The organism is Sphingobium subterraneum (genome assembly GCF_014199435.1).
In the GTDB taxonomy this organism is placed as follows: domain Bacteria; phylum Pseudomonadota; class Alphaproteobacteria; order Sphingomonadales; family Sphingomonadaceae; genus Sphingobium; species Sphingobium subterraneum.
Map to the genome: position 1 here is coordinate 1 of NZ_JACIJP010000001.1, position 13,535 is coordinate 13,535.

At 58.0% G+C, this 13,535-nt stretch carries 12 protein-coding genes and 1 pseudogene; 6 read left to right on the forward strand and 7 right to left on the reverse strand.

The genetic code is table 11. From position 1 onward, the window contains the following. The first annotated feature begins 893 nt into the window (after nt 1-893). Nucleotides 894-2,930, forward strand: a complete 2,037-nt coding sequence (locus FHS92_RS00005) for an FAD-dependent oxidoreductase (RefSeq protein ID WP_184076324.1) — start codon at nt 894-896, stop codon at nt 2,928-2,930. Between the two features lie 220 nt (nt 2,931-3,150). Then, nucleotides 3,151-3,552 carry a cupin domain-containing protein gene (locus FHS92_RS00010; protein ID WP_184076326.1) on the forward strand — a complete coding sequence of 134 codons (402 nt, stop codon included), beginning with the start codon at nt 3,151-3,153 and terminating at the stop codon, nt 3,550-3,552. 127 nt (nt 3,553-3,679) lie between these two features. On the opposite strand, the gene FHS92_RS00015 is transcribed toward FHS92_RS00010, so the two are convergent. Beyond that, nucleotides 3,680-4,531, reverse strand: coding sequence for an N-acyl homoserine lactonase family protein (locus tag FHS92_RS00015; protein WP_184076328.1), 852 nt, complete (start codon nt 4,529-4,531; stop codon nt 3,680-3,682). Beyond that, nucleotides 4,528-4,941, reverse strand: coding sequence for a nuclear transport factor 2 family protein (locus FHS92_RS00020; RefSeq protein WP_184076330.1), 414 nt, complete (start codon nt 4,939-4,941; stop codon nt 4,528-4,530). The genes FHS92_RS00015 and FHS92_RS00020 overlap by 4 nt, the downstream gene beginning before the upstream one ends. Nucleotides 4,942-5,039: 98 nt before the next feature. Here FHS92_RS00020 and FHS92_RS00025 point away from each other — a divergent pair, with 98 nt between their 5' ends. Beyond that, nucleotides 5,040-5,927, forward strand: a complete 888-nt coding sequence (locus FHS92_RS00025; RefSeq protein WP_184076332.1) for a LysR family transcriptional regulator — start codon at nt 5,040-5,042, stop codon at nt 5,925-5,927. A gap of 64 nt (nt 5,928-5,991) precedes the next feature. On the opposite strand, the gene FHS92_RS00030 is transcribed toward FHS92_RS00025, so the two are convergent. Next, the gene (locus FHS92_RS00030) at nt 5,992-6,372 is read right to left on the reverse strand and encodes an EthD domain-containing protein (protein WP_184076334.1); all 381 of its coding nucleotides are present in this window, start codon (nt 6,370-6,372) and stop codon (nt 5,992-5,994) included. A gap of 147 nt (nt 6,373-6,519) precedes the next feature. After that, nucleotides 6,520-7,110, reverse strand: a pseudogene (locus FHS92_RS00035) (IS5 family transposase); the annotation flags it as partial. Nucleotides 7,111-7,218: 108 nt separating this feature from the next. Here FHS92_RS00035 and FHS92_RS00040 point away from each other — a divergent pair. From FHS92_RS00040 to FHS92_RS00050, 3 genes are all read left to right on the forward strand, one after another. Next, nucleotides 7,219-8,904: a long-chain-fatty-acid--CoA ligase gene (locus tag FHS92_RS00040; protein WP_184076336.1), complete on the forward strand. Its 1,686-nt coding sequence runs from the start codon at nt 7,219-7,221 to the stop codon at nt 8,902-8,904. 76 nt (nt 8,905-8,980) lie between these two features. Then, the gene (gene msrA / locus FHS92_RS00045; protein WP_184076337.1) at nt 8,981-9,514 is read left to right on the forward strand and encodes a peptide-methionine (S)-S-oxide reductase MsrA; all 534 of its coding nucleotides are present in this window, start codon (nt 8,981-8,983) and stop codon (nt 9,512-9,514) included. A gap of 68 nt (nt 9,515-9,582) precedes the next feature. After that, entirely contained in the window at nt 9,583-9,825 is a 243-nt protein-coding gene (locus FHS92_RS00050) for a hypothetical protein (protein ID WP_184076339.1), read from the forward strand. A gap of 81 nt (nt 9,826-9,906) precedes the next feature. Here FHS92_RS00050 and FHS92_RS00055 read toward each other — a convergent pair whose 3' ends face one another. The 3 genes from FHS92_RS00055 to cysD are packed head-to-tail and all read right to left on the reverse strand — an operon-like array spanning nt 9,907 to nt 13,507. Further along, complete coding sequence (locus FHS92_RS00055) at nt 9,907-10,635, reverse strand: 3'(2'),5'-bisphosphate nucleotidase CysQ (protein WP_184076341.1); 729 nt, start codon at nt 10,633-10,635, stop codon at nt 9,907-9,909. Then, nucleotides 10,632-12,569, reverse strand: coding sequence for a sulfate adenylyltransferase subunit CysN (cysN, locus tag FHS92_RS00060; RefSeq protein WP_184076343.1), 1,938 nt, complete (start codon nt 12,567-12,569; stop codon nt 10,632-10,634). Before cysN ends, FHS92_RS00055 begins: the two co-directional genes overlap by 4 nt. Continuing rightward, nucleotides 12,569-13,507, reverse strand: coding sequence for a sulfate adenylyltransferase subunit CysD (gene cysD / locus FHS92_RS00065; protein WP_343056673.1), 939 nt, complete (start codon nt 13,505-13,507; stop codon nt 12,569-12,571). Before cysD ends, cysN begins: the two co-directional genes overlap by 1 nt. Nucleotides 13,508-13,535: the final 28 nt, after the last annotated feature.

Genomic DNA, 13,535 nt, shown 5'->3' on the forward strand with positions numbered 1-13,535 from the left:
AAAATCCAGCCGGCTGCTTAAACCATCGAAATGAGGGGTCCCTTTTAGACGCCGATCACCCCGCTAACGGGGTCCTTTTTGCACGCCGATCCACAGACCAACTCGATTGATCGATTCGCTACGCTTTTGGGCTGTGACGATTATTTCACCGATCTCGGAGTCGTCGGTCGAAACGGTGGGAGAAGCATTGGAGTTCGCCGTACTTTGTGCTGCGGCTGAACCGCTTTCAGTGTCGTTGCGCGGACCGTTTGCCCACGCGCTCCCGCTGGAAATTAATGACAGTGCGATGGCACTCACAGTATGCGCGTAGTGAAGTGACCCAACCCTCTTTAGCATCATCTTCTCCCTCTATATTTTTGGTGTTTAGCGCCACTTTATGTGGTCGTGAGCAGGTACTCCGGCGCTCGTTAGCATGGGGCGTGTGCACTCAATAGAGAGGGCATACTATGGTTGCGATAGGCGCTCCCTATGTGGCCCGCTGCCGCTTTGGTCTACCGGCATAAGCTCATTCTGTCTGGCCCAGCGTCTTGTGCGAATTTGACACAAATGTGTGTCTTAACCACTTGAATTTGTGCCATTAATTTTATTGGCGTGAAGGTGCGAGGGATGACGGAAACGGCCTGGGAATGAGGTTTGTTAGAGGCTGTGGCGGGTGATGGAACGGCAGGTGATGGCTGGTTCGGAAGAACAGTCGGCGTACCTTCGGCTGAGATCAGCGACGCGACTTATACACCTGGCGCAAGACGTTTGGCGGCATGAGCCCGTCCAAGCTTGCCGATGCCCCGCCATGGCACGCTAAAAGCCCCATAGTACTGACCTATATCTCGTTTTGGCCCGGCTTAAGCTATTCCAAGCTGCATAAGGGGTTGCGGCCCAATTGACTGGAATTGCCAATGAGCGATCAAGATGTCAGGTTTTCGGACGTACTCGTCGTCGGAGGTACGGCCGCAGGCTGCGCAGCGGCAATAGCAGCCGCCCGTGAGGGAGCTTCCGTTACAGTTTTGGAACCAACCGCCTCCATCGGAGGCGTGACAGCTAATGGGGTCCACTGCTTCGACACAGGCTCGCTACAGGCATTGAGCGGTATCGCAGAGGAATTCATCCGCCGCGTGGTTTCATACTATCAAAACGCGGGCATCGATCTCTCCATGATCGATAGCAAGTCGGATATATTCTGGGAATTTCACGTTGCCGAAAAAATATGGCGTGAGATGATAGCTGAACATTCGGCTATCACGTTCATCAATGGTGCCGTGCCCGTCGGCGTTAAACTGGAAAATCGCAGAATTCTCGGCGTAAACTGGGAGCGGGCGATTGACGCTGTCGGCAATCTCCCTTCCTTTCCCGCGGAAGAGCCGGTTTGCGAATATGCGACGACGGTCATTGACGCAACATATGAGGGCGATGTTGCATCATGGTCGGGGGCCCGCTTCGATCTTGGGCGCGAGGGACGATCACGGGAGGAACCTCACGCCGGAATCATCCATACGACAACCCACGAGCGTGACATACATCCCAGCGGCTTTCTTCCCTCAACGATTTTGCCGGGTAGTACCGGCGAAGGGGATAATGCCCTCATGGCGTTCACATGCCGTCTTAGCTTGCGCTATCGTGCGGAAAACTACAGACAGCATCTGCTGCAGCGTCCCGCCGATTATGATCCTGATCGCTACAGCTGGTCTCCCCCGCCGTTTGTCGCTCTGGGTAAACCCCAGTTTGGAACTGCTCTCATCCCGACAGTCGCTGGCAAGATGCTGACCAATCAGCGGTACAGGGGCGACGATCTGCTCGACGGAAACCGGGCCTATATATTAGCGGATCCTCGCGCCCGCATGCCGTTGCGGAAGCGTTTCTTCGATCATGCACTGGGTTTTCTGCATTTTATTCAAAATGAAGGAGGAATGCCCCAGCTTGGGCTTGCGGACGACGAATATCCCGGTAACGGCCACGTACCTCACAATATTTATGTCCGTGAGGGTCGGCGATTTCGCGGATACGCCCGGATGACGGAATCTGATGTCAATCCGTATATCACAGGCCAGGGACCACGTCCGCCCTTGAAACAGGACTCGATCGCGATTGGTGACTGGGCAATCGAGAGCAGGCGCTGCAGCGACCATTGCGCTCCTGAGACTGGCACATATGACGGGTCGATGTTTATTCGCGCGCTCCGCTCCCCATACCAGGTTCCCATGGGATGCCTCGTGCCTGAAGATGTCGACAATTTGCTGGTGACCACCACGATTTCGGCGAGTCATGTTGCGTTCTGCGCACTCAGAGTTGAGGCCTTATGGACGGAAACCGGCACGGCGGCGGGCATCGCGGCGGCCCTCGCGGCAAGATATGGCTGCCGCGTTATCGATACTTCGGTGTATGAGATCCAGAAGCTGATGCTCCAGATGAAATGCAAGCTGACATATTTCAGTGATGTCGAGGCAGAGCATCCGAGCTTTGAGGCCATCCAATCCATGGCACTGAAAGGCTTCGTTCCTTGCGACGGGAAATACAGATTTTTCCCGGAGCGCAATGCGACATGGTTCGATCTTCTCGAAGGCGCGGTTCTCGCTTTCGATGTGCCAATCAGCGTAACAGGATTGCATTTTGAACATATTGAGCCAGGTGATCCCGCATTTCGTTACGCGGAAAGTCTGTATGACGCCGCCAGCCGGGCCGGTATCGAGCTGTTCCCCAACATGCGCCACCCTGTCATTGATGCACCTGCCGATCATCTGCGGCCGGAGGCGCGCGTTCGCTGGATATCAATTGATATTGACGGTCTCATCAGCCGGGGTGAGGCGGCACAGTTTTTGGCCCGGTTGCGACAGGCTATGGGCCTGATTGCCTCTCCGAAGTTAAATGAGGGAGCGTCGTGCTTCCCCATCACGCGAGCGGAGTTGTGCGTCTTGCTGATAGACAGCTGCAGCGAGTGAGAGTGGTCGGGCGCGCGACCCTCACGCGGTCCGTGCTGAGAGCAGAAAGACGGGTTCACATTCTATCAGCATGTCGTGGAGTATCGGTCGCTCCTATGGGATCCGAAGGACCGTAGCTCCGCTGGCTTCCCAAGCAAAAGCAAAAACTTAAGAGTGCACATGGGCGGCAAATCTGCACGTCGATTGATGAGCCCATTCCAAGTTTCAGGAGCGCTGATCCATGACACCCGTAGATTCCGTGCACCAGTTGAACCGTGCACGTCATTTCACCTGGAAGGATCGACCCGAAGAAATCGTTCTTGGCACGATAACACGCAAATTCGTTACAAGTGAACGGATCATGATCGGCGAGGTGCGATTTAAGAAGGGCGATCAAGTTCCTGTTCACTCACACCCGAATGAGCAATTTACGCACGTCGTCCAAGGCCGATTACGTTTTTTTGTTGCGGATGCGGAGATCGACGTTTCAGCGGGAGAGCTGATATTTATTCCGTCCGGTGTCGACCACAGCGTTCACGCCTTGGAAGACACGCTTGAGTACGACGTATTCACTCCTCCTCGATCCGACTGGATTGCTCAAGACAGCAACTTTTTTTCCAAAGGGCCAGCCAGACGCTTGTGACACGCAGCAGAGCCGGCAATGTTGAAAACGCGGTGACTGAGGTTATCTCGAACTATACTTTATATCGAAGATAAATATTCATAATGATGCTACGTTTTATTCACGTACAAAAAACTATTATAGAAAATCATTTTACATAATCATCGAATGGTTTTTGGTCCGCAGGATCATGTTGAATGATCAATTTGGCACCTTGACGGACGAGACCCTCGATCCGGTTGAGAGATGCCAGCGTCTGAGCCCTATCAACATTGACCGGCGGGATCCCTTGCTGACCATGGAAATGTACTGCATCCCCGCTGAGCACGACGTTCTTGCTTGGCGACAGCCGGACCAGGAGACCATGGTTCCCCGGCGTGTGGCCGGGCAGCGCGATCATAATTACGGAACCGTCCCCGAAAACGTCCCGATCACCTTCTACCGGATCCAACTTGCCGCCTCCCTTGAGCCAGTGCGCCAAGGGCGAGGGATCCACATAAAAGGGTGGCTCCTGCTGCTTCAGTCGCTCGATATCTTCTTTGCCCAAAAGAAGGCGCGCATCTGGAAAGCTTCCTGCTTGCCCGGTATGATCAATATGATCGTGGCTCAGGCCCAGGATCGAAACGTCCGAAGCCTTGAAGCCCAGCTTTTTGATCTGGTCGACAATAGGTATGCGTAACGCGGCGCTCAGCGGTTCGCTCGTGTTCAGATCTTTTCCGAGATAGCTTGTCGGATACCCTGCATCCCACAGCATGAGATCCTTGCCATGCTGAATTAGATAGCAATTATCCGCAAAAGTCCTTCGCTCGCCGGGATAAGCGAAGGTATCGGAAAAAGCATTGGTCGCAACATTAAACGAGCCGCAGTCCAACCTCCACATATGAATCCGGGGTGAACCTGCGAAGGCAGGTGTCCAGAAATATCCAATGCCGAGTGCCAACGCAGCTATCACGCAATAACCTGCGGTTAATCCCCACCGAAATGCACGCAAAACTTTCATGCGACCTCCGCAAAATCAGTCCAGACGCGCTCGAATGCGCTCATGTCCAGCACGGTCGTAAGACGAACAACGCGCCCACTCTGAAGTGTGCTGAAAAATGCGTAATTATTGCTGTAGGTCTCCCCGTTCTGCAGCGGCGCCCGACCACTCCAAAGAATTGCAACCTCATCGCCCTGCGCTATGATCTTGTGCAGGGTCGGAACGATCGGACCTTTTAAGCGGCTCATAAAGGGCGTGACGATGTCGCGCAGAAATTGGTCGCGCCCGTTATAGGTCCCAGCGTGAGGGGTCGTACCGGAGATAGTGCAAACGGCTTCGTCCGCCAGCAGGTCAAAGAAGCTGCTCAACCCCGCCGCCCATTGCGCGAAAATGTCTTCGATCAGCGCGCGGTTTCGATCCGCAGTGGTCATTTATGGCTCCATTTCCATCACGGCTGGATAAATAGAGCGCTATCGATTATACGACTATGGACCATTTTTGGAATTAATATTTCGGAAACTGCACTATAATGCGCGGCAGAGAATTTGCGGAGTTGCACGCCTTCGTTATCGTCGCAGAACTGGGCAGCTTTGCCCGGGCCGCGGAGCGCCTGCGGATGGCTCCATCCACGCTGAGCCAGACGATCCGACAGTTGGAGGATCGGCTTGGCGTGCTACTGTTTGAGCGGACAACCCGGAGGGTTTCGATAACCGCAGCAGGAACCCGGCTCATTAACCGTTTCCGACCCGCTCTAGAAGAAATGAATGCCGCTCTCGACGATGCCCGGGACACCGAAGCGGTACCGAGCGGCCTCGTCCGTATCCATGTTCCGCGGCAGCCCTTCCGCCTTCACGTCCAGCCACACCTGGGAAGGTTTCACAGACTGTTCCCGGATATCCGGCTTGATATTACCGTGGACGATGCGCCGGTCCATCTCATTTCGGCGGGATACGACCTCACGATCCAACGCGCCGAATGGATTGATGACCGCATGGCCGCTGTGGATCTGGGCGGCGAAATTCGAAACGTCGTGGTCGCGTCGAAAGGATATTTATCTGAAATGGGCGCACCAGAAACGCCCGACGACCTCACGAACCACCGTTGTATCCATTGGCGCCGATCAGGATTTGCAGAACCATTTCAGTGGCAATTCTGGATAAATGATCGTTGGCGCATAATTGAAGTTAGCGGACCGCTGGTCGTATCGGAGTGTGAAATCGGAGTTCAAGCCGCACGGGATGATATTGGCCTTGCGTTTGTCACCGAAAGTGCAGCGTACAAGCACATCGCCGCTCGAGAACTGGTTCTGCTGCTGGAACCATTTCTGCCGTTCTCTCCGGGATGGAAAATTTGTCACCGTAAAGACAGCTTTCAGACCGCGGCCTCGAAGGCGTTTACCGAATTCCTGGTCGCATAATTCCGCGGAAGGCGAATGATCCGGCGATTTCGACACACGTTCTTTGCACCCGAGAACGCGCGCGCTATTTACAGTCGCCTTGATATTCTACCCCCGTGTTCGCTTCATCTACGACGAAAAGTCTGGTTTTTGTCCGGTCCTGAAATTTTTCTTCGTCCACCAGGATTTCGGCATTATTCTCGGGAAGACTAAATATTCTGGCCATTTCGGATGGCCCGTTCTCGTCCTTAAAATAAAACTCCGTGATCGCGTCATATCCATCATCCAGAAAATTATCTTCCGGCTGATACTCGACCAAATTATAAGGGTAGTTGCGGACATATTTTACGAGCAGATGTCCCACCATTCGTTGCGCCATCGGAGCGTGATAGGTCTCATAATGATGACGAAATTGCTCTCGGGACACTCCCGGCTTTCTTTTTATCAATGCTACAACTTTGGGCATCCGCGATCTCCACGCGCACGCTCTCTTTGGCATACGCTAACAATGAGAGAAAACCACAACCGGGGCCCTTTGCAAATCGCGAGCTACGCATGCCTTTTTTCGTCATAGGCCTACCCTATGCCACGACGGGAGCTCGTGGCTCATTGATCAGAGCCAGAAGATGACGATTGCTTCGAGGGCAATGGCCGACAGGAAGGCGATAGGGCATCTGTCGAAGCGCTTTAATACGACCAAACATAATCTCGATCCTGTTTCGGCGCTTGTCGTATTTGATGGCTTTGTTCTGGGACTTCCGGTTTGGGATGGAGGGCCTGATAACTTTTTCATGCAAGGCCTCACGAACGAGCCAGCATTATCGCCCGTTTGCCAGTAACCATCGTGCCCTGGGGAATTATCAAGAAACGCAGCCGCGCCCGTATAGCCGCTGACCTGGGCCGCCGTCATGAAGAAGCTCTTGGGGCGACCATTCGCATCGGTAACGGCATGCAACTTCGTGTTCATACCGTCCTTTGTCCGTCCGATCAGTCGTCCCGGCTCTCCCTTTTAGTCGCAGGCCGAAAGCTGTACGGTGCGGCTTGAGAAAATTCGCATCGATCATGATCGTCTTGCGATCCGGAGCCTGAGGCGTAGCGAGACCCTGCATTATCCGGATGAAGACACCCTTGTCCACTCAGCGGATCAGCGATTGTAAAGTGTCTTTGCCGGGCCGTATCCCTTTGGCGCATGGCACCATCCGAGTCATCTGCTCGTCCGTCAGCCAAAGCAAATCACGGCCATCATCTCCCATGAATGGGTCCCGACCCTAATCCCATTGCCTGTGCACGTGGTTGGTTTACACTGCGGCCGATGGAGAGAGAAAACTGGATCTGGGCCGAGAGATATTGTCATCCGGCCCAATGGGATCAGGCATTCGCGCCGATGTCGGCACCCGACATGCTGCGGGCAAGCGCGACGGCGCATCCGGACGCGCCACTGATCGATTTCATGGGGCGCATCTACCCTTATTCCGAAGTGCTCGACGGGGCCAAGCGGGTGGCGTGCGGCCTGCGCGATCTGGGCATCGAACGGGGAGACCGAGTTGGGCTGTATTTGCCCAATGTGCCGCATTATGTCGCCGCCTATTATGGCGCGCTGATGGCGGGGGCCATAGTGGTCAACTTTTCCCCACTCTACACCGCTGCCGAGCTGGAGCATCAGGTCGAGGACAGCGGCACGCGGGTTTTGTTCACGCTGTCCGCACGCGCGCTTTTGCCCACGGCGATCGAGGTGCTGAACAACAGTCGCCTCGAAAGGCTGGTGGTGGGATCGGTGGCGGGCGCGCTCCCCAAGAGCAAGGCGCTTTTCTATACGCTGTTCCGGCAGAAGGAGGTCGCACCGCGTCCCAATGACGGGCGGATCCTGTCCTTCTCCGCGCTGATCGACAATGATGGGCTGTGCGAGACGCTCCACTTTGATCCGGAAAAGGACATAGCGCTCCTGCAATATACCGGAGGAACGACCGGTACGCCGAAGGGCGCGATGATATCCCACCAGAACCTGACGGCGAACGCGCGACAGGTCGCGCTGCTCGATCCGCATCCCGAACAGGTCGACCGGGTGCTGGGCGTGCTGCCGTTCTTTCATGTGTTCGCCAACAGCTGCGTGCTGAACCGGACGGTGGCAATGGGTGGCGAAATCGTCATGCTGCCGCGCTTCGATGCCGGGCAAGTTCTGGCGAGTATCGAGCGGACGAAGGCCACGTCGCTGCCCGGCGTGCCGACGATGTATCAGGCGCTGCTCGATCATCCGGCGATTGGGAAGAGCGACCTCTCTTCCTTACGGGTGTGCATTTCCGGTGGCGCGCCGTTGCCGCTCGAAGTCAAGCAGCGGTTCGAGGCGGTGACCGGCGCCAAGGTGGTGGAGGGCTATGGCCTGACCGAGAGCAGCGGCGTTATATCGTCCAACCCCTATGAAGGGCTGAACAAGACGGGGACTATCGGTCAGCCCATACCCGGTACGCGGGTGAAACTGGTCAGCCGCGAAGACCCGACCCAGCCCGCGCCCGCTGGTGAGCCGGGCGAGATCGTCTTTGCCGGGCCGCAGATGATGTGCGGATACTGGAAGCGTCCTGATGCCGATGAAGAGGTGTTCGTGGGCGGCTACCTGCGCACCGGCGACGTCGGGGTGATCGACGAAGACGGTTATATCCGCATCGTCGACCGGCTGAAAGACATGATCTCGGTCGGCGGATTCAAGGTGTTCCCCAGCCAGGTCGAGGCGGTGCTGTACCACCACCCCGCGGTGAAAGAGGCGCTCGTCATCGGCATTCCCGATACCTATCGTGGAGAAAGTCCCAAGGCGTTCGTGACCCTGCAGGAGGGCGCGACCATCGACGGGCCGGGGCTGATGGACTGGCTCAACCCGCAGCTGGGAAAGCATGAGCGGGTGGTCGCGGTGGAGATTCGCGCTTCGCTGCCCAAGACACTGGTCGGCAAGCTGTCGCGCAAGGAGCTGGTCGCCGAAGAAAAGGCCAAAGCTGCCGCCGCGACCTGACACCTGGACGCCATCCGCTTGTTCTAGATAGAATCCTTCCTATCTCTGCTCCCTGTTTCCTGACGAAAGGCATGACATGAGCGAGGCGGTAGCGACTTTGGCGGGTGGGTGCTTTTGGTGCACGGAGGCCGTCTATCAGCAGGTCGCGGGTGTGAAAGCGGTCGAAAGTGGCTATATCGGCGGAACGGTTCCCGATCCGACCTATGAGGAAGTGTGCAGCGGTCGCACCGGCCATGCAGAGGCGATCCGCATCACGTTCAACCCCGATGTGGTATCGTATGATGCTCTGCTCGACATCTTTTTCGCGACGCACGACCCCACGACGCTCAACCGGCAGGGCAATGACGTGGGGACACAGTATCGGTCGGCGATTTTCCCTCATGATGGCGAGCAGGAAGCAGCGGCCCGTGCGGCGATCGAACGCTCGCAGCCGGATCAGGCGTCACCCATTGTCACGACCATCGAGCCGCTTGCTACCTGGTATCCGGCGGAAAATTACCATCAGGACTATTGGGCGCGGGTGGGCGATCGCAATCCGTACTGCATGGCGGTGATCCCACCGAAGCTTCAGAAGCTGCAAAAACGGTTCGCGGAGCGTCTGGCGGGCTGAACCGAGCCGGCGCTTCATCTGGCGCTCATCCTTTCGTGGCATGGTGGCGACCACGAGGAGACCATTGGATGAAGCACAGGACGATTGCATTGATGACCATATCGCTGTTGCTGCCCGGCTGTCTGGTGCGCGCGGCAGCCGATGTGGCAACGGCGCCTGTTCGCGCCGGGTCGCAGGTGGCCGACTGGGCGACGGTCAGTCAGGACGAGGCGGACCGCAACCGGGGCCGCGATATGCGCAAGGCCGAAAAGGAACAGCGCAAGCGGGACCGAGAGGCCTGTCGGGATGCGGGGTATCGAAACTGCGATTGAGTATGCGCGATACCCGCTCGCCCTGAGTGGCGACTTCGACTTCGTTCACAAGCATTCAGCACAAACGGACAGGGACGACGCCTATCCTCGCTTTACCAGATCCAGCACTACCTGCGCATGCTCTTTCCGACATATGAGCAAGTCAGGCATGTAGCTGTCGCGCTGGTTGTAAACGAGCGGGCTTCCGTCAAGGCGCGAAACATGGAGGCCGTGGGCAAGCGCGACGGCGGCGGGGGCGCAGCTATCCCATTCATATTGTCCGCCGGAGTGGAGATAGATGTCGGCTTCCCCCCGGATGACCGCCATGGCTTTGGCGCCTGCGCTGCCCATGGGGATCAGCTCCGCTCCCAGCTTCTCTGCGACGCTCAGCGCTTCAGCGGCGGGGCGAGACCGGCTGACGACCATACGCAGCGGCGATCCGGCGGCGGGCAGGGGAGCAGGCTGATCGCTGCGAAGCACCGCGCCAAGGCCGGGCAGGGCGACAGCGCCGATCGCCGGGGCACCATCGATCGACAGGGCCACATGGACGGCCCAGTCGGTCCGCCGCTCGCCATATTCGCGCGTGCCATCGACGGGGTCGACGATCCACACGCGCGACTTGTCGAGCCGGGTGCCGTCGCACTGGCTTTCTTCGGACAGCAACCCGTCGTCGGGACGCTGGTCGCGGATTGCGGCGATCAGGAACTGGTTTGCCGTCTGGTCCCCCGCCTTGCCCAGCGCCTGTGCGGCGATGAGATTGCTGTCGCGCACCGCAAGCAATATGCGTCCGGCGGCTTCGGCAAGTTGGGCGGCCAGTTCCCCGTCGGTCATATGGTGTAGGCCCACCCGGCGTTGAGCTGCGCAATAATGGCATCGGCGGCGTCCTCCGCGCTCATCGCGGCGGTGTCGATGCGGATTTCCGGGTTTTCCGGCGCCTCATAGGGGCTGTCGATGCCGGTAAAGTTCTTGAGCTGGCCCGAGCGCGCCTTCTTGTAGAGACCCTTTACGTCGCGCTTCTCCGCTTCGGCGAGCGGCGTGTCGATATGGACCTCGATAAACTCGCCCGGCTGCATCATGGAGCGTACCATCTCACGTTCCGCGCGGAAAGGCGAGATGAAGGCGGTTATGACGATGAGGCCCGCATCGGTCATCAGCTTGGCGACCTCGCCGACGCGGCGGATGTTCTCAACCCGGTCGGCATCGGTGAAGCCCAGATCCTTGTTGAGGCCGTGGCGGACATTGTCGCCATCAAGCAGGAAGGTGTGGCGCCCGCTCGCCGCCAGCTTCTTCTCGACGATATTGGCGATGGTCGACTTGCCCGCGCCTGACAGGCCAGTAAGCCAGAGCACGCATGCCGTCTGGTTCTTCATCGCGGCATGGTGTTCGCGAGTAATATCCGTGGCTTGCCAATGGATGTTCTGACTACGCCGCAGGGCGAAGTGGATCATGCCCGCCGCGACCGTGCGATTGGTCATACGGTCGATGAGGATGAAACCGCCCAGATCCGGATTGTCGGCATAGGCTTCGAATGGGATCGCCCGGTCGGTCGAGATGTTGCACACTCCGATGCCGTTCAGCGCCAGTGTCTTGGCCGCCTGATGCACCAGCGTGTTGACGCACACCTCATATTTCGGTTCGGTGATCGTAGCGGTGACGGTGCTCGTGCCGATCTTCATCAGATAGGGGCGTCCGGGCAGCATTTCCGCCTCGTCCATCCACACGATCGTGCTCTCGAACTGGTCGGCGACTTCGGTCGGCGCGTCGGCGATGGTGATCACGTCGCCGCGCGAGCAATCGATCTCGTCCGCCATCGTCAGCGTGACGGACTGCCCCGCGACCGCCTGTTCCAGATCCCCATCATAGGTGACGATCGATTTGACGGTGCTGGTCTTGCCCGAAGGGAGCACGCGCACAGCGTCGCCGGGCCTAATCACGCCCGATCCGATGAGGCCGGAGAAACCGCGAAAATCGAGGTTGGGTCGGTTGACCCACTGCACACCCATGCGGAACGGACGGGCGGACAGGCGCTCGGTATCGACCTCGACCGTCTCGAGATGCTCGATCAGGCTCGGCCCCTTGTACCACGGCGTGTTCGCGGACGAGCCGGTGATGTTATCGCCCTTGAAACCGGAGATCGGCATGGCGGTAAAATCGGTGATGCCGATGGAGCGGGCAAACTCGGCGTAATCCTTGACGATGCCGTCATAGACCGCCTGGTCATAGTCGACGAGATCCATCTTGTTGACGGCCAGCACGATGTTCCGGATGCCGATCAGGTGCGCAAGATAGCTGTGGCGGCGCGTCTGCACGAGCACGCCCTTGCGCGCGTCGATCAGGATGACGGCAAGGTCGGCCGTCGAAGCGCCCGTCACCATGTTGCGCGTGTACTGCTCGTGCCCCGGCGTGTCGGCAACGATGAACTTGCGCTTCTCGGTGGCGAAGAAGCGATAGGCGACGTCGATGGTGATGCCCTGTTCCCGCTCAGCAGCGAGGCCGTCGACGAGCAGCGCGAAATCGATCTCCTGCCCCTGTGTGCCCACCCGCTTGCTGTCCGCTTCCAGCGCGGCGAGCTGATCCTCGAAGATCATCTTGCTGTCGTAAAGCAGGCGGCCGATCAGCGTCGACTTGCCATCGTCCACGCTACCGCATGTGATGAAGCGCAGCATCGTCTTGTGCTGGTGCGTGTCGAGATAGGCATCGATGTCCGACGCGATCAGGGCGTCGGTCTGATAGATGGGCGCTTCCGGGGTGAGGGTGTCGGCCATCAGAAGTAACCCTCCTGCTTTTTCTTTTCCATGCTGGCCGCCTGATCATGATCGATGGCGCGGCCCTGACGTTCGCTGGTGGTGGTAAGCAGCATTTCCTGAATGACCTGCGGCAGCGTCGTCGCCTCGCTTTCCACTGCGCCTGTCAGGGGATAGCAGCCCAGTGTGCGGAAGCGGATCGAGCGTTCGACTGGCACTTCACCGTCCTTCAAGCGAAAGCGGTCATCGTCCACCATCAGCAGCAGGCCGTCACGCTCCACTGTGGGGCGCGGCGCGCTGAAATACAGCGGGACGATCTCGATATTTTCGAGATGGATATATTGCCAGATGTCGAGTTCGGTCCAGTTGCTGATCGGGAAGACGCGCATGCTCTCCCCCTTGGCCTTGCGCGCATTGTAGAGGCGCCAGAGCTCCGGGCGCTGGTTCTTCGGATCCCAGCGGTGATTGGCAGAGCGGAAGCTGAACACACGCTCCTTGGCACGGCTCTTCTCTTCGTCGCGCCGCGCGCCGCCGAAGGCCGCATCAAAGCCATGCAGGTCCAGCGCCTGCTTCAACCCCTCCGTCTTCCACATGTCGGTGTGGAGGCTGCCATGATCGAACGGGTTGATGCCTTTTTCTTTTGCTTCGGGATTTTGATAGACGAGCAGTTCCATGCCCGCATCGGCCGCAGCCTTGTCGCGCAAGTCGTACATCGCACGGAATTTCCAGGTCGTATCGACATGCAGCAGGGGGAAGGGCGGAGGAGAGGGATAGAACGCCTTCTTCGCCAGATGCAGCATCACTGCGCTGTCCTTGCCGACCGAATAGAGCATCACGGGACGCTCCGCTTCGGCGACAACCTCGCGCATGATGTGGATGCTCTCCGCTTCCAGACGCTGAAGATGCGTGAGTGACATGAAACCCTTTCCGCGTGCCGGTTGAGATCGCCGGTCTCGAATCGATGATGGATGCGCCTATCGATGACAA

Coding starts and splice junctions, on each gene's coding strand:
- FHS92_RS00005 (WP_184076324.1), top strand. CDS start 894: ATGAGCGATCAAGATGTCAGGTTTTCGGACGTACTCGTCGTCGGAGGT.
- FHS92_RS00010 (WP_184076326.1), top strand. CDS start 3,151: ATGACACCCGTAGATTCCGTGCACCAGTTGAACCGTGCACGTCATTTC.
- FHS92_RS00015 (WP_184076328.1), bottom strand. CDS start 4,531: ATGAAAGTTTTGCGTGCATTTCGGTGGGGATTAACCGCAGGTTATTGC.
- FHS92_RS00020 (WP_184076330.1), bottom strand. CDS start 4,941: ATGACCACTGCGGATCGAAACCGCGCGCTGATCGAAGACATTTTCGCG.
- FHS92_RS00025 (WP_184076332.1), top strand. CDS start 5,040: ATGCGCGGCAGAGAATTTGCGGAGTTGCACGCCTTCGTTATCGTCGCA.
- FHS92_RS00030 (WP_184076334.1), bottom strand. CDS start 6,372: ATGCCCAAAGTTGTAGCATTGATAAAAAGAAAGCCGGGAGTGTCCCGA.
- FHS92_RS00040 (WP_184076336.1), top strand. CDS start 7,219: ATGGAGAGAGAAAACTGGATCTGGGCCGAGAGATATTGTCATCCGGCC.
- msrA (WP_184076337.1), top strand. CDS start 8,981: ATGAGCGAGGCGGTAGCGACTTTGGCGGGTGGGTGCTTTTGGTGCACG.
- FHS92_RS00050 (WP_184076339.1), top strand. CDS start 9,583: ATGAAGCACAGGACGATTGCATTGATGACCATATCGCTGTTGCTGCCC.
- FHS92_RS00055 (WP_184076341.1), bottom strand. CDS start 10,635: ATGACCGACGGGGAACTGGCCGCCCAACTTGCCGAAGCCGCCGGACGC.
- cysN (WP_184076343.1), bottom strand. CDS start 12,569: ATGGCCGACACCCTCACCCCGGAAGCGCCCATCTATCAGACCGACGCC.